Genomic DNA, 16,906 nt, shown 5'->3' with positions numbered 1-16,906 from the left:
TCGTCGGAGGGGTCCGGACTCGTCGGAGGCGTCCGGACCCCCCGGACGACGGGCCGGACCACACGGAGCCGGCCGGGCCGGAGCCGGCTCCAGCCCCCCGCTGGCCGGACGGGAGCCCCCACCCTCCGCTGGCCGGACGGGAGCCGGCCCCGGGCCCACTGCCCTCGCCACGAACCGCGGCACGACGAAACCGCCCGGTCGGCCGTGCGGACGAGCGCCGCAGGCCGACCGGGCGGCCGGTGATCGGGGGCCGCCGGGACCCTACCGCCTCAGTCGGACGGCTCGTCGGGGGTGGGCTGGTCGGGGTTCACGGTGGCCGGGCGGGGAGCGCCCTGGCGGCCCGTGCCCGCCTCGTCCGTGTCGGGGACGTCCGCGTCCGTACCGGCGTCGGCGGACTCGTCGCTCGTACCGGGGTTCTCCCCCGACCGGGCGGGGGCGATCTCCCAGGGGTCCTCGCCGCCGTCGGCCTGCTGGTCGGGCAGGTCGCGCGGGACGGGCGTGCCGTTCTCTCCGGGTCCTTCGAGACGATGGTCGGTCACGACGTCCTCCCTTCGGGGTCGTGTCGCACGGAGGGGTCGGGTACCTCCCGGGTGGCCGGCGAAACCTCAGTGCGGGGCGCGCTCCTGCAGCGCGGTGCGCCAGGCGGGGGCCGGTCCGCTGGGGACGGGCTCGGGGCGCCGGCCGCCGCGCGAGAAGAAGTCGGCGAGCGGCAGGATCGCGGCGCCCACGGTCACCGCGTCGGGCCCGAGCCGGCCGAGTTCGACGGTGACCTTCTCGGCCGGGTGGCGCAGCGCGTAAGCGGTGGCGTGGTGGCGTACCGCGGGCAGGAAGCGGGCGCCGAGCTGGAGGCCGGCCCAGCCGCCGATGAGGATGCGTTCGGGCTGGAAGAGGTTGATCAGGTCGGAGAGGCCCGCGCCCAGGTACTCGGCGGTCTCCTCCAGCACGGCCAGGGCGACCGGGTCGGCTTCGGCACCGTCGGCCGGGTAGGCGGCGGCGAGCATCGCCGTGAGCGCGGTCTCCTCGTCGGTGTCCCGAGGGGGCTCGCCCCCCTCCTCGCGCCAGCGGTCGAGGAGCGCCTCGGCGCCCGCGTACGCCTCCAGGCAGCCGAGCGCACCGCAACGGCAGCGGCGTCCGCGCACCCGCACGGTCAGGTGTCCCCACTCGACGGCACGGCCGTGCTCCACCTCGGGGGTGACGAGGCAGGCGCCGACGCCCGAGCCGAAGAGGACGACGCAGGCGTTGTGGGCCCCCCGGCCGCCGCCGAACCACATCTCCGCCTGGCCCAGGGTCTTGGCGCCGTTGTCGATGAAGTACGGGACGCTCTCGGGGAGCGGGGAGCCCGCCCGCAGCAGCTCCTCCAGCGGGACGGCGTCCCAGCCGATGGTCTGGCCGTGCACGACGGCCCCGTGCTCGGGGCCGCGCTCGACGATGCCGGGGACGCCGATGCCGACGCCGAGCAGCCGTGCGGGGGCGATGCCGGCGGCGTCGAGCACCTGGGCGATGCCGTCGCGGATGTGGCCGACGATGCCCTCGACCTCGTACCGCCGCTGCTCCAGTGGGCGTTCCGTGCGGGCCAGTTCGGTCAGGGTCAGGTCGAACAGCTCGACGCGCACGCGGGTCTCGCCGACGTCCACGCCGATCATGTGGCCGGCGCCGGGCGCGACGCGCAGCAGGGTGCGGGGCCGGCCGCCGTCGGAATCGACGCTGCCGGCCTCCTCCACGAGGCCGTCGGCTACCAGGTCGGCGACGACGTTGCTCACCGAACCGGAGCTGAGGCCGGTGACCGGGCCCAGCTCGAAGCGGCTGAGGGGGCCGTCGAAGTAGAGCCGTTGCAGGACGGCCGTGCGGTTGGCCCGCCTGAGATCGCGTACCGTACGCCCGTTGCGCCCCGCCATGTCGGCCCCCTTCGAACCCTGCCCGACCTGCAACATACCTGGGCGGGTGCGGTCGGCGCGACATTCTCCAACCCTTAGTTCACGTTGTGAGCTAAGAGAGGCCGGTCTTCTCCGTCTCTTCGAGAGCCGCGAGCGCCTCGGGTGCGACGGGCCCCCGGACCCGCCGGGCACGGCCTTCGGCGAACGCTCGCGGCACGGTTTCGGTGGGCATGACGAGGCAGAGGTGGGGGCCGTGGAGCGCCGGGCGCAGGCGGGCCGGGGCGTCGAACTCCGCCCGCCCGCCTCCCGGTAACCGGCGAGGAAAGGCCGCGTCCTCGCGGATGTCGCCGAGCAGCGCCGACGGGACGAGGTCGGCGAGAGGGTCGCCCCGGAACATCCGCTCCCCGCCGACGGGTCCGCCGGCCGGGCCCGGCCGGTCGGTGTCGTAGGCGCCCCCGCCGAGCGCGCCGATGTGGGTGAGGCGCTCAGGCGCGAGGCCCGCCACCGTCAGGGCGCGCGGCGCCCGTTGCCCCGACCCTGCCACCGCGCGCCCCCTTCCCCGTCCTCGTACACCCGAGCCGGCCCTACCCGCTCGGGTGCGTAGACCGTACTGACTACCCTGGCCCGATGACCACAGGCCGCCCGAGCGTGCTGTCGACCGCACTGGACGAGACGCACGACCCGCCGCTGCGGCCGCTGCCCGCGGCGGTGGCCGAACTGCTGCGGGACGTGGCCGCACCGCTCCGGCTGGTGGCGCATCTGCGGGCCGTGCACGACGTCGCCGCGCAACTCGTCGACTGGGTCGGCGCACACCGCCCCGAACTGGCGGTGGACGCCGGCGCGGTGCTGTTCGGCGCCGCCACCCACGACGTCGGCAAGGCCCTGCACCCCGGCGAACTGTCCGGCCCCGGCTCGCGGCACGAGGAAGCCGGCCGGGATCTCCTGCTGGCCCGCGGCGTACCGCCCGACTTGGCGCGTTTCGCCGCCGGACACGCCTCCTGGACCCCGGAGACCGCCGTCGAGGACCTGCTGGTGAGCCTGGCCGACAAGGTCTGGAAGAACAAGCGCGTGCCCGGCCTGGAGGACCTGGTGGTGGCCGGCCTGTGCCGCGCCGGCGGGCGCCCCGCCTGGGAGGAGTTCCTGGCCCTGGACGAGTTCCTCACCCACGTCGGCGAGGCCGCGCACCGCAGACTCGCCTGGCAGGCGGCTCATCCGGTGCACGGCTGAGAACCGCGGGGGCACCTGACGCGGCCGCTCGCGCCGTGGACAGGAGGTGGCGGTCGGTGCAGTAGGAACCGGGGCGGCGCACGCGGCGCGGGCAGCGGGCGGCGCATCGCGGCGGGGGCAGCACGGTGGGGGCCGGTGCCGTAGGAACAGGGGCGGCGCGCCGCGGGCGGGAAGCGGGGCGGCGCACCGCGGCGCGGAAAGCACGGTGGCCGCTGCGCCGCAGGCCGCCACGCGCGCGTAGGGCTGGCCCCGTGTCGGTGGCGTGGTAGCGGGCGCGAACGCCGTGACCGCCCTCACACCCCCCGCGACCACCCCCACACCCTGGTGACAAGACCTGAGGGAAAAGCAGTGGCTCCCGCTCGCCGTGGCCCTTTACGCTTAGGCAGAAACCTAGGAGGCCAAGGAAAGGCGATCCGTCCGCCGGTCGCCCTGGGCCCCACGATCCTGGAGACCTTTGCGATGAGGACACTCACCGAGCACGACATCCGCGACTCCTTCGTCAACTGCTCCAAGGGGGAGGCCAGGAGACTGGCGGTGCCACGGGATCTCGACTCGCGGCCCTGGGACGATCTGGACTTCCTGGGCTGGCGGGATCCGGGCGCCCCGGACCGCAGCTATCTGGTGACCGAGCGGGACGGACGTCCGGTCGGTGTGACCCTGCGGTTCCCGGCCTCGCGGCGCGGGTTCCTGCATCGCAGCATGTGCTCGCTGTGCCTGACCACCCATCCCGGCGGCGGGGTCTCCCTGATGACCGCGCGCAAGGCGGGCGCGGCGGGGCGTGAGGGCAACTCGGTGGGCCTGTACATGTGCACGGACCTGGCCTGTTCCCTCTATGTGCGAGGGAAGAGGGTCCCCGAGTCGGGCGGCCGGTTCGAGGAGAGCCTCACGCTGGAGGAGCAGATCGCGCGGACGACCGGCAACCTGGCCGCCTTTCTCGACAAGCTGTTCGACTGATCTCCGGGAGCACCCCTCGGAAGGGACGCGCCGGAGGTCCCGAGTGCCCGTCGGGTCGACGCGTCCGTTCGGTGCCTCCTTTCGAAGTGCGTGACGTACGTGACGTTCGAGGGTGATGAGGAACGGGAACTGGCCAAGGGATGCGTGATGTACGTGAGCGTGCCGCACCGCTCGTGCGGTTCGTGCGGCGCCGTCGTGAACCCGCGGTCGTCCAGGCCCTGCGATCCTCCGCAGCCGCGACGATCGCCTACGTCATCGCGCTGCACCTGAGCCCGGAGGCCGCGCCCCTCACGGCGCCGCTGACCGCGCTGCTCGTCGTCCAGGTCACCCTGTACGCGACGCTCACCAACGGCGTGCGGCGCGTCAACGCGGTGGTGGCGGGCGTGCTGGTCGCCATCGCCTTCAGCCTGCTGGTGGGGCTGACCTGGTGGAGTCTGGGGCTGCTGATCGTGGCCGCGCTGGGCGTCGGCCATCTGGTGCGGGTCGACGAGTACGTGCCCGAGGTGGCGATCAGCGCCATGCTGGTGCTGGGCGTGACCACGGTCGGGAACACGGCCTGGGCTCGGGTCCTGGAGACCCTGATCGGGGCCGTCGTGGGCCTGAGCATCAACCTGCTGCTGCCACCCCCGGTGTGGGTGGAGGAGGCCGGCGAGTCCATCGAGGGCCTGGCCCGGCGGGTGCGGCAGCTGATGCTGCGGATCGGCGAGGAGGCCGCCGGCCGCACCCCGTCCGAACAGGCCGCCGCCCGCCTGCACGAGGCGCGCCGCCTGGACCACGACATCGTCGAGGTGGACGCGGCGCTGCGGCAGGCCGAGGACAGCCTGCGGCTCAATCCCCGGGTTCGCGAGGGCGTGCTGCACCGGGTGGTGCTGCGCACCGGCCTGGACACCCTGGAGATCTGCACGGTCGTCCTGAGGGTCCTCGCGCGCACCCTCACCGACCTGACGAAGGAACGTGAGCCGGCGGCGCTGTTCCCGGCGGAGACGAGCGCCACGCTGGAACGGCTGCTGTCGGAGATCGCCGACGCGGTGGTGAGCTTCGCGGTGCTGGTGACCACGCACGTCAGCGAGAACGCGGAGTCGGCCGAGGAGCGCCTCAGCTCCCAGCTGCGGCAGGCCGCGGCCACCCGCGACAAGCTGGCCCAGCTGCTGCTGGAGCAGCTCCAGCACGACGCCCGGCAGTGGCAGCTGCACGGCGCGGTGCTGACCGAGGTCAACCGCATGCTCGACGAACTCGACACCGAGCACCGCTCGCACCGCCTGCTGGAGGAGCTGGACCGCGCCACGCGGGAGCAGAGCGGCCGGCTGCCGTGGCTGTCGCGGTCGCGCGAGCGCATCCACCGGCGGCTGAGGGTTCCCGACCGCCTGCGGCGCACCCGGCAACGGGACCGGCGTCGTTCCACGTGAGACGGCGAACCCACGAGGACGCGCGCCGGGAGGGCCCGGCGCCGGGCCCCCTCGCGACGACGACCACGGGGACGGCCGTGGGGCCGGCCACGGAGGGACGGCCAGGGGTGGTCACGGAGGTGGCCGGGGGAGAGCCGGTGCGGGACGGCGACCGGTAGGCGGGGCCGTACCGTCCGGCCCCGCGCCCTCCAGGCGCCGGGCTTCCGCCTTCGGCTTCCGCGTCCGGTTTTGTGTTCGGCGGTCGTCACGGCAGGGTGGCGGTGACGACGGTGACGGACGACGACCCGAGGTGCGGCACATGGGCAGTGGGACGGAAGCGGCACACGGAGGCTGGAGCAGGCGTCGTTTCCTCGCGGCGCTCGGCGCGGGCACCGCGGGGCCGGCCCTGGCCGGCTGCGGGGCCGACCGGCCGGGCACCCCCGCCGCACCGGACGGCGGCACGGCGAGCGGCACCCCGGCCGGGCCGTCCGCCGCCTCCACGACCTCCGCCTCCTCGCAGCCCCCGAGGAGGCCGTCCGGCCCCCGGCCCCTGTACCTCGGCGCCTACACCTCCGCCGAGGGCGGCGGCAAGGGCATCGGCGTCGCCTCGTACGACCCCGTGTCGGGCCGGATCACCGGCGCCGGCACGATCACCGGCGTCCCCGACCCGTCCTACCTCGCCGCGCATCCGGACGGCCGGACCCTGTACGCCGTCCAGGAGCGGGAGAGCGGTGCCGTGGCCGCCGTGCGCACGGCGGACCGCCGGGTGCTGGGGAGCCGGGCGACGGGCGGGGCGCACACCTGTCATCTGTCGGTGCATCCGGGCGGCCGCTGGCTGCTGAGCGCCGACTACGGCTCGGGCACGGTCGCCGTGCATCCGATCGACGCCTCGGGGGCGCTCGGCGAGCGCACCGACCTGGTCACCCACAGCCGTCCGGCGCCCGGACCGGGTCAGGACAGCCCGCACGCGCACCAGATCGTCACGGCCCCGGACGGCGGCCATGTCCTCGCCGTGGACCTCGGCACCGACACCGTCTACTCCTACCGGCTGGACCAGCGGGCGGGCACGCTGGCGGAGGTCGCGCAGGCCCACACCCGGCCGGGCGCGGGTCCGCGTCATCTCACCTTCCACCCCGGCGGCCGGTACGCGTACCTGGCCGACGAGGTCGACGACACGGTCTCGGTCTGCGCGTACGACCCCTCCTCCGGCCGCCTGGTGATCGGCCGGCCGCAGTCCACGGGAGCGAAGGCGGGCACCAACCACCCGGCGCAGCTCGCCGTCACGCCGGACGGCGCGTACGCCTTCCTCGCCAACCGGGGCGACGACACGATCGCGCGTTACGCCGTCGAGGCGGACGGGGCGCGGCTGCGGCTGCTCGGCACGGTGCCGTCGGGCGGGGAGTTCCCCCGCCAGCTCGCCCTCTCCCCCGACGGCGGGCTGCTGTTCGTCGCCAACCAGCGCTCCGGCACGGTCGGCGTGTTCCGGGTGGACGGCCGCGACGGTGCCCTGCGACGCGCGGGCGAGCCGTTCGCGTCACCCGTCGCGGTCTGTGCGCTGCCGCTGTAGGGCACGCGGGCAGGACGCGGCGGCGGCCTGCGTGAGCAGGACGTGCATGCGCTCGGTGAGCTGCCCGACGTCGTCGGCCGGGGCATGGAAGGGCAGCCGTACGTCGCCGTGGGAGCGGGCGCGTTCGATGCGCAGCGTCAGTCCGTGCCGGTCGACGGCGAGCGGCCTGACCCGGACGGCGCCGTGCAGGTTCTGCGCGCGGACGAGCCGGGTGAGCCGCTCCACGGCGTCGGGGTGGGCGTCGGCGAGGTGGGTGAGCAGGTGCGCCTCGGCCAGGGCCAGCGGGTCGGGCTCGGCGGCGGCGAACTCGTCGAGGGCGACGACGACCGCTGCGGACTCCTTCAGCACGACGCGGGTGGCGTGGAAGGCGAGGTGGCCGTCCCCGGGGACGAACCAGCCGGCCAGCCAGAGCCGGGCGCGGACGCGGTCCCGGACCGGGACGGGCGCGACGTCGGCGAACTCCAGCACGGCGGACGGCTCACCGCGCGGCGCGAGGATCGCGGCTGTCAGCAGCGCGTTGTCCCGCGGAACGCGCAGGACCACCTGCCCGTCGTCGCCGACGGTGTGCGCGCCGACGAACTCCTCGCGGCCGCCGTCCGCGGTCACCGCGCAGGACCACGACGCGGCGAGCACCGAGCGGGCCCGTTCCGCCACGCCGGGCGCGGCCGTCCAGCTGTCGCTGTCACCCATCCCCAACCTCCTTAGGTAAGCCTTGCCTAACCTATCGGAGTCCGGGGCGTAGGCCAACCACTCCCCCCGAAGCCGTGGCACCTTCAGCGGGCGATGACGCCGAGCAGCGCCCGCGCGCACAGCTCCCGGACCTGCTCCCGGGACAGCGCGTCGCCGGACCCGCGCAGCCACTCCAGGCACACCGCCGTGGTGAACGCCAGCCAGCCGCGCACCGCGAGGCGCACCTCGGCACGCTCCCCGAACAGCGCGCCGAACTCGGGATCGGCGGCGAGTGCCGCGAGGATCTGGCGCTCCTGGGCGGCCAGCGCCCGCTGGTAGACGCGGCGCACGGCCTGGTCGCCGGCCGCGTCCGCCCGGTGGAAGGCGCGATAGCCGTGCGCGTGGGCGCGGACGTACTCCAGGTAGGTGTCCAGGCCGGCGGTGAGCTGTTCGCGGACGGGCACGCCGGGGACCGCCGCCGTCATGCGCAGCATCCGCTCGCTCTCCCGCTCGACGACCGCCGCGAAGAACTCCCGCTTGGCCGGGAAGTAGTGGTACAGCAACCCCCGCGAGACACCCGCGATCTCGGCGACCTGCTCGATCCGCACCTGGTCGTACGGACTCTCCGAGAACAGGCGCGCGCCGACCGACAGAAGCTGCTCGCGGCGCTCCTCGATGCTGAGGCGGCGCCGGGTGCGCTCCCCCTGGTTGGCGGCCATGCCGGCACTCTACTTGACGCCGGATCAGCGACGGGACGAGACTGGAAGCGTTATTGAACCCACGTACAACACGCTCGACCTGCCGCAGGATCAAAGGAGATCGCGTCATGGCGGAGACGACGTCCGGGGCGGAGCGGGGCACGCGGGCCGGGCCGCGACCGGGCCCGGAGACCGGGACCGCGCTGCCGAAGGGGTTCCGCGACGCCGAACAGGGGTGGCCCGAACTGCGGCGCATCCCGCGCCCGCCGTACCGGCTGCCGCTCCTCGGGGACGTGCTCGGCGCGAGCCACCGGACCCCGGTACAGGACTCCCTGACGTACGGCCGCCGGCTCGGGCCGATATTCCGTCGGCGCGCCTTCGGCCGGGAGTTCGTCTTCGTCTGGGGTGCGCGGCTCGCGGCCGACATGGCGGACGAGACACGGTTCGCCAAGCACGTGGGGCTCGGGGTCGCCAACCTGCGGCCGGTGGTCGGGGACGCCCTGTTCACGGCGTACAACCACGAGCCCAACTGGCAGCTGGCGCACGACGTGCTGGCGCCCGGGTTCAGCCGGGAGGCCATGGAGGCCTACCACCCGATGATGCTGGACGTGGCGGAGCGGCTGACCGGTCACTGGGACCGCGCGGCGGCCTCGGGCCACGGTGTGGACGTGCCCGGCGACATGACGAAGCTGACGCTGGAGACGATCGCGCGCACCGGCTTCGGGCACGACTTCGGCTCCTTCGAACGGCCCCGGCCGCACCCCTTCGTGACGGCGATGGTGGGCACCCTGAGCTACGCGCAGCGGCTCAACACCGTGCCGTCGCCCCGGCTGCTGTGGCGGGCCACGCGCCGCAACGAGGCCGACATCGCCTACCTCGACCGCACGGTCGACGCGTTGGTGCGGGCCCGCCGGGCGGGTCCGGGCGGCGACGGCGACCTTCTCGACCGGATGCTGGACACGGCCCACCCGAGCACCGGGGAGCGGCTGTCCGCGGAGAACGTACGGCGCCAGGTCGTCACCTTCCTGGTCGCCGGTCACGAGACCACCTCGGGCGCTCTCTCCTTCGCCCTGCACTACCTGTCCCGGCACCCCGAGGTGGCCGCCCGGGCCCGCGCCGAGGTGGACCGGGTGTGGGGCGACGCCCCGGTGCCGGGGTACGACCAGGTGGCCCGGCTGCGATACGTGCGCCGGGTCCTCGACGAGTCGCTGCGGCTGTGGCCGACGGCGCCCGCGTTCGCCCGGGAGGCCCGCGAGGACACCGTCCTGGCCGGTGAGCATCCGATGCGGCGGGGCGGCTGGGCGCTGGTGCTGACGGCGATGCTGCACCGCGACCCCGAGGTGTGGGGCGCCGACGCCGAGGAGTTCGACCCGGACCGCTTCGAGCCGGGCGCGGTACGCGCGCGTGCCCCGCACACCTTCAAGCCGTTCGGCACCGGGGCGCGGGCCTGCATCGGGCGGCAGTTCGCGCTGCACGAGGCCACGCTGGTGCTCGGCCTGCTGCTGCGCCGCTACGAGTTGGTGCCCGACCCCGGCTACCGCCTGCGGGTGGCCGAACGGCTGACGCTGATGCCGGAAGGGCTGCGGCTACGGCTGGAACGGCGCGCCCCGACGGCGGCCACGGTGGCCGAACCGGTGGCGGAGGAGGCCGCCTCAGCGCCCCGCTGTCCAGTGCGCGGGCCGGCCGACTGACCCCGGCAGCCGCGTGCCCGCGCTCCCCCGGGCCGCGGTGAGCTGCGGCTGGGTCAGGAAGAGCGCGCCGGTCAGGTCGGCGTCCGTGAGGTCGGCGTCGCGCAGGTCGGCTCCGATGAGGTCGGCACCCCTCAGGTCGGCTCCGCGCAGGTCGGCGGCGATGAGCAGGGCGCCCCGCAGGTTCGCGCCGCGCAGGTCGGCGCCCTTGAGGCGGGCCCCCATCAGGTCGGCCCCCCGGTGTTCCTTCCTGCGGCCGGGCAGGCCCGCGCGGGCCAGTTCGCTGGTCCGCAGGAGCAGGGCGTTGACCTCCTCGCGGTGGGCCGGCACGTCCAGCGCGGCGAGTTCCTCCGGGGTGCCCCGGGTCAGCTCCTCGGTGCGCTCGAGCGCCCGTCCCAGCTCGGGGTGGATCGGGCGGGCCGCGGGCAGGGCGTGGGCCTCGGTGAGGTACCAGAGGAGTTCGTGGAGGTGCCGGACCACCGGGAAGACCTCCATCATGCTGCGGGTCTCGTCCCGGGGGGCCGTACGCCAGTCCCGGCCGCCGAAGGTGACCTGCGAGACCTGCTGGCCGGCGCCGAAGCAGTCGTAGACCGTGCAGCCGTTGAAGCCCTTGTGCCGCAGCCGGGCGTGGATGCCGCAGCGGTGGTCCTCGCCCAGGTTGGGGCAGGGCTTTCCGGCGTCCTTGTCGAGGGCGAAGTCCGCGGAGCGGGCGAAGGGCAGGGCCACGCAGCACAGCCCGAAGCAGTTCTCGCAGTCGCCGCGCAGGTCTTTCCGGTCCACGGTCTGGTCTCGCATTCCGTCCACCCTACTGACCTGCGCTCCTTGTCCGCGCACCGGTGCGCGGCGCTCGCGCGGAACGAGGACGTCCGCCGGCGCTGCGGGACTGCGGGCTCCGGGGCCGTGGGACTCGGGAGCCGTGGGGCTGTAAGGCCGTGGGGCGGGGGCCTCCCGTCCGAGCGAGAGGGCGGCCTCGGACGTCACCGAGTCGGCAGCCGGCCGCGGCGGGGGGCCGACGGACGCGGGGTCGCTCCGCCTGACGGCACCGTCGTCCGCGACGGCGGGCGACGCCTCCCCGGGAAACGGGGTGTGGGCCCCCTGTCGGCCTCCGGCCCGCCCGCCCTCACGGTCCGCGTCAGTCGGCGTCCGGCGACACCTCCAGGGCCGCGAGCCGCTCGGGGTCGGCCAGGATGTGCAGGGCGACGATGGTGTCGTCCGCGACCGTGAAGCCAAGGACCGCCCGCAGGACGCCGTCCGGGGCGTTGAGGACGCCGACCTCGCCGTTGACCAGGACGAGCCGGTCGTGGGAGGCGAACCGGCGGAACAGCAGGGCCTGTCGGGCGACGGCCTCCGCGCCGCGCACCAGTTTGGACGCGGCCGCGCCCCGCACCGTCGTCCCCGAGTCGGCGCGCAGCACCACGTCGGGGTCGAGGACGGCGAGCAGCGCCTCGAAGTCGCCGGCGCGGGCGGCGGCCATGAAGGCCTCGACCACCTTCCGCTGCCGCGCGCGGTCGGGTTCCGCCGAGGGCGTGGCGCCCTGGACCCGGCGCCGGGCACGGCTGGCGAGCTGGCGGGTGGCGGCCGTGCCGCGGTCCACGATCGGCGCGATGTCGTCGAAGGGCACGCCGAACATGTCGTGCAGGACGAACGCGAGCCGCTCGGCGGGCTCCAGGGTCTCCAGGACGACGAGCAGGGCGAGGCCCACCGAGTCCGCCCGCAGCACCTCCTGTTCCGGGTCGGTGTGGGCCAGGGGGCGGATCACCGGGTCGGGCACGAAGGTGTCGTAGCCGTCGTCGAGGGGCTGCTCCCGGCGGGCCGCGCGGGTGCGGAGCAGGTCCAGGCAGACCCGGCCGGCCACGGTGGTGAGCCAGCCGCCGAGATTGCGCACCTCGCTCGTGTCGGCGCGGACGAACTTCAGCCAGGTCTCCTGGACCGCGTCGTCGGCCTCGGTGAGCGAGCCCAGCATCCGGTAGGCCACGGCGCCCAGATGGGCCCGGTGCTCCTCGAAACGGGCCGCCGATGCGTCCTCGTCGTTCACGGTTCCCCCTGTTCCTCTCCTCTGTCGGCCCTGCGGGCCCTGTCGGCCGAACGGTTCGAAGGCCACCCCCGGTGTACCGCCGGACCGTTCCCCCACGGACTGTGCCACCTCGGGCAGGAAGGCCCGTACGCAGGTCCCGGGGTCCTCGTCGGTCAACGCCTCGACGAAGGCCCGGTGTTGCCGCAGCGAGGCGACGGCCCGCTCCGGTCCGGCGCCGCGTCCACGGCGTGCGTGGGGGTCGCGGACCCGGCGACGGCGACCCGGCGGACGCCCTTCCGGCGCCCGAGGGCGGCGATCGCCGCCTAGCAGCCCTACCCCAGGCCGTCCGGGTGTGCGACGACGGCGAGGGTGCGCCGCCGGTCCTCGGGCATGGGGGTGAGCCGGGGGGTCGTCGGCACGGTCGTGGTCCCTACCCTGGGGCCCTCCTCCGGGTCAGGCCTCGTCGCGGGTCAGCGCCAGCAGCCGGTCCAGGACGCGGGGGCCGCTCGTGCGGACGCCGTCGTGCTCGAACTCGTCGGTGACCCAGGTGCGCAGGCCGCGAATGGCGCGGGCGGTCCGCAGGGAGTGGGCGGTGTCGACGTACAGGTCGTCGTGGTAGATCGCCGCGGCGACCGGGACCTCGTTGGCGGCGAGGCGGGCCGGGTCGTACAGGGGGGTCCAGTCGGTGCGGGCGGCGAGGAGGTCGGCGGTCTCGCGCAGCGGGCGCAGCGCGGGGTCGCGGTCGAACATCCAGGGGTGGACGGTCTCGCCGGTCAGCAGCAGCGGTCCGTCGCCCGCGAGGGTCCTGGCCGCGTCGAACTGCGGGAACTCGGCGCGCACCCGCTCCGCCGACCAGGCGGTGGGCCGGTCGTCCTGGGCGTAGACCGACTCGTGGACGAGGGCGTACAGGGGGTGCGAGGCGTACGACAGGAGTCCCTGGACCTCCTCCTGGAAGGCGTCGGACAGGGCGGGGCCCTTCGGGGTGGGCACGAAGGCGTCCTCGAGGAGGAAGTGCAGTCGGTGGCTGCCCTCGCTGCCGCCGAGGAGGATGCCGAGGGTCTGGAAGGCCTCGGCGCCCAGGCGGTAGCCGTTCGGGAGGGTCACCTCGTGGTGGAGCAGGTGCTCGGCGATCCGCCGGGCGCGCTCGACGTCCTGCGGGTAGCGGGCGTAGTGCGCGGCGACCTTGCGTTCCATGCGCGGGTAGGCGGCCCGGTAGACGTCGTCGGCGTGGGCGTCCAGGGAGGGCAGGCCGCCGGTGATCACGGCGGCGGCGAGCCCTTCGGGGGCGAGGGAGAGATAGGTGACCGTGCAGAAGCCGCCGAAGCTCTGGCCGAGGACGGTCCAGGGGGCGCCGCCGGTGACCTCGCGGCGCACCAGTTCGCAGTCGCGGACGATGGAGTCGGCGCGGAAACGGGTCAGGTGGTCGGCCTGTTCGGCGGGGCCGCCGCGCAGCGGGAGCGTCTGACGGTTGGCGGGTGCGGAGGCGCCGGTGCCGCGCTGGTCGAGGAGGAGGACGCGGTACTCCGTCAGGGCGCGGTCGAGCCAGGACTGCCGGCCGACGAACCGCTGGGCGCCGAAGCCGGGTCCGCCCTGGAGGTAGACCAGCCAGGGGAGGTCCTGCCGCGCCTTGTCGCTCGCGACGACCTCGCGTGCGTACAGCTCGATCGTCTCCCCCGCCGGGTCGGCGTGGTCGAGGGGGACGGTGAAGCGGCGGTCGGTGAGGACGACGCCGGGCTGGCGGTAGCTGACGGACAACGTGGGGCTCCCGTGGCGATCGAGGTGCGGGCCGCCTCCAGTCCAGCACATGTCCGGGCGCCGGCGGAGCCCGGGGGATCATGAACGGCCGCTGAACGGCCGGTCGGTCCGCTGCCGGTCCGGGACCGGGCGCTGCTGAACGGCCGGTCAGCGGGACGACAGGCTGGACCGGCGCACCACCAGTTCCGGCTGGAGCACGACGCGGCGGTGCTCGTGCGCGCGTATCGCGCCGCCGGACTCCTCCTCGGTCTCCTCCAGCAGCATGTCGGCGGCCAGGGCGCCCATGGTGACGGCCGGCTGGCGGACGGACGTCAGGGGTACGGCCGCGGCGGCGGCGAACTCGATGTCGTCGTAGCCGACGATCGCGAGGTCGTCGGGGACGTTCACGCCGGCCGCGTACATGGCCTGGAGGACGCCGAGGGCGAGCAGGTCGTTGGCGCAGAACACGGCGGTGGGACGGTCGGCCAGGCCGAGGAGGCGGGCGCCCGCGTCCCGGCCGGCGGCCACGTCCAGCCGCTCGGTGGGCAGTTCGCGCAGGCGGTCGGGGCCGAGGCCGGCCTCGGCGAGGGCGCGCAGGGCGCCGGTGCGGCGGTCGCGGATCTGGGTGAGTCCGGGCGGGCCGCTGACGTACGCGACGGAGCGGTGTCCGGCGTCCAGGAGATGGCGTACGGCGAGGGCGCCGCCGGCCACGTCGTCCACGGAGACCGAGCACTCGGTGGTGCCCTCGGAGACGCGGTCGACCAGGACGAACGGGATGCCGTGGCGGCGGAACGCGGCGATGTTGCGGCCGGTGGCGTCGGCCGGGGTGAGCAGGACGCCCCGCACCCGCTGTTCGGCGAAGAGGGACAGGTACTCGGCCTCCTCGCCGGCGCTCTCGGCGCTGTTGCACACCATCACGCCCAGCCCCGCCTGCCGGGCGGCCCGTTCGGCGCCGCGGGCGACGTCCACGAAGAAGGGGTTGCCCATGTCGAGGACGAGCAGCCCCATGATCCGGCTGCGGCCCGCCCGCAACTGGCGGGCGGACTCACTGCGGACGTAGCCGAGCCGGTCGATCGCGGACAGCACCCGCGCGCGGGTCTCCGTGGCCACGGTGTCCGGGCGGTTGATGACGTTGGACACCGTGCCGACCGAGACTCCGGCGGCGCGGGCGACGTCCTTGATTCCCACCGACTGGGCCATCAGGCAGGGACCTCCAGAGAGACAGGGTCGAGGGGGCGGCGGGGGGCCTTCACATTACCGCCCTCCCGCCGCGTACCGGACCGGTCAGGCGGGCAGCCGGAAATCGACGACGTGGAGCGCCGAGGGGGTCGTTCCGCTCGACCTCTCCTGGTAGAGGACGGACAGGACGCCGTCCTGCGCGATCCTGGTCTCGTCGATGAGGACCTCCCCGAAGGCGTTGAGGCCGGCGCCGTCGAACAGGAGCTTCCAGTCGGTGTGTCCGGAGGCCTTCGAGGCGCCGGCGATCCGGCCGAACGGGAGGATCGCGTAGGCGTTGTCGTACCTGTCGAGGACCAGCCTGGTGCGCTGGCTGGAGTTGAGCGGGACCGGGATCTCCGTCTTCTGCCAGGCCCCGGAGGCGTTCTTGCGGAGGTGGAAGGCGCGGCCGTTCGCGGTGCGGTCGGCGACGTAGTTCGTGGTGCACTGGCCGAAGCGGCCGGGGACGTAGCTGATGATCGCGTGCGGGCGGCCGGCCGAGTCGGTGGCCTGGCTCTCCTGGTTCATCAGGGAGTGGTCCGGGTTGAGCGGGTCGACGACCAGTGCGGCGTCGGTGACGGAGACCTTGTCGGAGCCGCCGGTGGAGCCGACCACCGTGCCCGCGTCGTTGCGCCAGGTACGGCCGCGGTCGTCGGAGTAGACGTAACCGGTGTCGTGGTTGGTGATGCCGCCGCCGTTGCACATGACGGCACCGTTCTGCTCGCGCCAGGTGAAGAAGGCGTGCAGCCGGCCGACGCGGTCGTAGTCGATGCCGTGGAGGTACATGTTGCGGGCCGTGCTGGAGCCGTGCTCGCTGGTGTAGGTGCCGGTGGAGGCCGACCACTCGCCGAGGTCGGTCCACTTGGTGCCGTCGTACTCCGCGAGCGCGTTGCGGCCGTTGCCGGATATCCCGGCCCGGTAGCTGAGCTGGAGCCTGCCGTCGGGGGTGGAGACGAACTGCGGGTAGGTGAACTGCGAGGTGAGCGCGAGTCCGTCGAGCGTGGACTGCGGTGCGCCGAAGCGGCTCGCGGTCCAGCTCAGCCCGGACGGGTTGTCCAGGAGGCCGGCGACCGACTTGACGTAGGTGAACCCGTCGCTGTGCGAGTCCATGTTGAGGTGGAGCCGGCCGTCGGACCTGGAGACGCCCATGGAGATGACGTTGTGGGAGTCGTCGTAGCGGAGCGCGTGGCCGACCTTCACGGTGGACCAGGTGCTGCCGCCGAGGACGCGGCGGCCGACGACGGCGCCCCGGTCGGCGGTGTACCAGACGGCGTACTGGTAGCCCTTGTAGGTCAGCAGGGCGTTCTTCTGGAAGGAGTTGTTGTTGACCAGGCCGTCGTACGAGACGAAGTAGAGCGCCTGGCCGTCGAGGGTCGTGGTGCCGGTCCTCGTCACCGAGGGGCCGGGGTCTGCGGCCCGTGCGGTGCCGGCGGCGAGGGCGGGGGTGGCCACGGCACCGGCCAGGGCCGCGCCGAGCAGCGTACGTCTTTTCATCTCGGGGACTCCGTCGTCGTACGAGGTGAACGGGGGGGGGGAGGTTGCGGTGGGTCAGGCGAGGTGGAAGACCTCGGTGAGCGGTTTCATGGCCTCGTCGGGCCGGGCGCCGTCCAGCGACTCGAAGAACGGCGCCATCTCCGCCTGCCAGCGGGCGTTGACCTCGGTGGCCTCCATGCCGGCCTGGGCCGCGGCGAAGTCCTCGGTCTCCAGGTAGCCGACGAGCAGTCCGTCCTCGCGCAGGAAGAGCGAGTAGTTGTGCCAGCCGGTGGCGGAGAGCGCCGCGAGCATCTCCGGCCAGACGGCGGCGTGCCGCTCGCGGTACTCGTCGAGGCGGTCCGCCCGGACCTTCAGCAGGAAGCACACGCGCTGCATCAACACCCCTTG

The 16,906-nt window shown here is 74.4% G+C and carries 16 protein-coding genes and 1 pseudogene; 5 read left to right on the top strand and 12 right to left on the bottom strand.

What is annotated here, in order from left to right:
- Positions 1-269: 269 nt before the first annotated feature.
- The 3 genes from ACFYO5_RS15400 to ACFYO5_RS15390 all read right to left on the bottom strand — a co-directional run bounded on the left by ACFYO5_RS15400 (position 270) and on the right by ACFYO5_RS15390 (position 2,418).
- Positions 270-539, bottom strand: coding sequence for a hypothetical protein (locus tag ACFYO5_RS15400; protein ID WP_356565891.1), 270 nt, complete (start codon positions 537-539; stop codon positions 270-272).
- A gap of 66 nt (positions 540-605) precedes the next feature.
- Positions 606-1,895, bottom strand: coding sequence for an ROK family protein (locus ACFYO5_RS15395; RefSeq protein ID WP_388708786.1), 1,290 nt, complete (start codon positions 1,893-1,895; stop codon positions 606-608).
- 91 nt (positions 1,896-1,986) lie between these two features.
- Positions 1,987-2,418 (bottom strand): hypothetical protein, encoded by a 432-nt coding sequence (locus ACFYO5_RS15390; RefSeq protein ID WP_388708783.1) that lies wholly within the window; start codon positions 2,416-2,418, stop codon positions 1,987-1,989.
- Positions 2,419-2,501: 83 nt separating this feature from the next.
- On the opposite strand from ACFYO5_RS15390, the gene ACFYO5_RS15385 reads away from it, so the two are divergent.
- From ACFYO5_RS15385 to ACFYO5_RS15370, 4 genes are all read left to right on the top strand, one after another.
- On the top strand, positions 2,502-3,101 hold the full coding sequence (locus ACFYO5_RS15385; RefSeq protein ID WP_388708781.1) for an HD domain-containing protein: 600 nt from the start codon (positions 2,502-2,504) through the stop codon (positions 3,099-3,101).
- 459 nt (positions 3,102-3,560) lie between these two features.
- Positions 3,561-4,055 (top strand): FBP domain-containing protein, encoded by a 495-nt coding sequence (locus ACFYO5_RS15380; protein ID WP_388708778.1) that lies wholly within the window; start codon positions 3,561-3,563, stop codon positions 4,053-4,055.
- 140 nt (positions 4,056-4,195) lie between these two features.
- The gene (locus ACFYO5_RS15375) at positions 4,196-5,461 is read left to right on the top strand and encodes an aromatic acid exporter family protein (RefSeq protein ID WP_388708775.1); all 1,266 of its coding nucleotides are present in this window, start codon (positions 4,196-4,198) and stop codon (positions 5,459-5,461) included.
- A gap of 298 nt (positions 5,462-5,759) precedes the next feature.
- Positions 5,760-7,007 carry a lactonase family protein gene (locus ACFYO5_RS15370; RefSeq protein WP_388708772.1) on the top strand — a complete coding sequence of 416 codons (1,248 nt, stop codon included), beginning with the start codon at positions 5,760-5,762 and terminating at the stop codon, positions 7,005-7,007.
- On the opposite strand, the gene ACFYO5_RS15365 is transcribed toward ACFYO5_RS15370, so the two are convergent.
- Both ACFYO5_RS15365 and ACFYO5_RS15360 read right to left on the bottom strand, forming a co-directional pair.
- The gene (locus ACFYO5_RS15365) at positions 6,975-7,697 is read right to left on the bottom strand and encodes a DUF2470 domain-containing protein (protein WP_388708769.1); all 723 of its coding nucleotides are present in this window, start codon (positions 7,695-7,697) and stop codon (positions 6,975-6,977) included. The genes ACFYO5_RS15370 and ACFYO5_RS15365 overlap by 33 nt on opposite strands.
- 83 nt (positions 7,698-7,780) lie before the next feature.
- Positions 7,781-8,395 (bottom strand): TetR/AcrR family transcriptional regulator, encoded by a 615-nt coding sequence (locus ACFYO5_RS15360; protein ID WP_356565905.1) that lies wholly within the window; start codon positions 8,393-8,395, stop codon positions 7,781-7,783.
- 107 nt (positions 8,396-8,502) lie between these two features.
- Here ACFYO5_RS15360 and ACFYO5_RS15355 point away from each other — a divergent pair, with 107 nt between their 5' ends.
- A complete protein-coding gene (locus ACFYO5_RS15355) occupies positions 8,503-10,065 on the top strand; it encodes a cytochrome P450 (protein ID WP_356565907.1) in 1,563 nt (520 codons plus the stop codon).
- On the opposite strand, the gene ACFYO5_RS15350 is transcribed toward ACFYO5_RS15355, so the two are convergent.
- From ACFYO5_RS15350 to ACFYO5_RS15320, 7 genes and pseudogenes are all read right to left on the bottom strand, one after another.
- Positions 10,027-10,857: a pentapeptide repeat-containing protein gene (locus ACFYO5_RS15350; RefSeq protein WP_388708765.1), complete on the bottom strand. Its 831-nt coding sequence runs from the start codon at positions 10,855-10,857 to the stop codon at positions 10,027-10,029. The two genes, ACFYO5_RS15355 and ACFYO5_RS15350, sit on opposite strands and share 39 nt — an antisense overlap.
- A gap of 337 nt (positions 10,858-11,194) precedes the next feature.
- Positions 11,195-12,097 carry an RNA polymerase sigma factor SigJ gene (gene sigJ / locus ACFYO5_RS15345; protein WP_388708762.1) on the bottom strand — a complete coding sequence of 301 codons (903 nt, stop codon included), beginning with the start codon at positions 12,095-12,097 and terminating at the stop codon, positions 11,195-11,197.
- A 42-nt stretch (positions 12,098-12,139) separates the two neighbouring features.
- Positions 12,140-12,369 (bottom strand): annotated as a pseudogene (locus ACFYO5_RS15340) (PIG-L family deacetylase); the annotation flags it as partial.
- A 160-nt stretch (positions 12,370-12,529) separates the two neighbouring features.
- Positions 12,530-13,831: an alpha/beta fold hydrolase gene (locus tag ACFYO5_RS15335; RefSeq protein WP_388708759.1), complete on the bottom strand. Its 1,302-nt coding sequence runs from the start codon at positions 13,829-13,831 to the stop codon at positions 12,530-12,532.
- Between the two features lie 147 nt (positions 13,832-13,978).
- The gene (locus tag ACFYO5_RS15330; RefSeq protein ID WP_356565912.1) at positions 13,979-15,010 is read right to left on the bottom strand and encodes a LacI family DNA-binding transcriptional regulator; all 1,032 of its coding nucleotides are present in this window, start codon (positions 15,008-15,010) and stop codon (positions 13,979-13,981) included.
- An 84-nt stretch (positions 15,011-15,094) separates the two neighbouring features.
- On the bottom strand, positions 15,095-16,519 hold the full coding sequence (locus ACFYO5_RS15325; protein WP_388708756.1) for a BNR repeat-containing protein: 1,425 nt from the start codon (positions 16,517-16,519) through the stop codon (positions 15,095-15,097).
- A 54-nt stretch (positions 16,520-16,573) separates the two neighbouring features.
- On the bottom strand, positions 16,574-16,894 hold the full coding sequence (locus ACFYO5_RS15320; protein WP_383244162.1) for an L-rhamnose mutarotase: 321 nt from the start codon (positions 16,892-16,894) through the stop codon (positions 16,574-16,576).
- Positions 16,895-16,906: the final 12 nt, after the last annotated feature.

Origin of the sequence: Streptomyces sp. NPDC006259 (genome assembly GCF_042870975.1) — a bacterium.
Lineage (GTDB): Bacteria > Actinomycetota > Actinomycetes > Streptomycetales > Streptomycetaceae > Streptomyces.
Note: the sequence above shows the minus strand (reverse complement) of the source record. Positions and strands in the feature narration are given on the sequence as shown.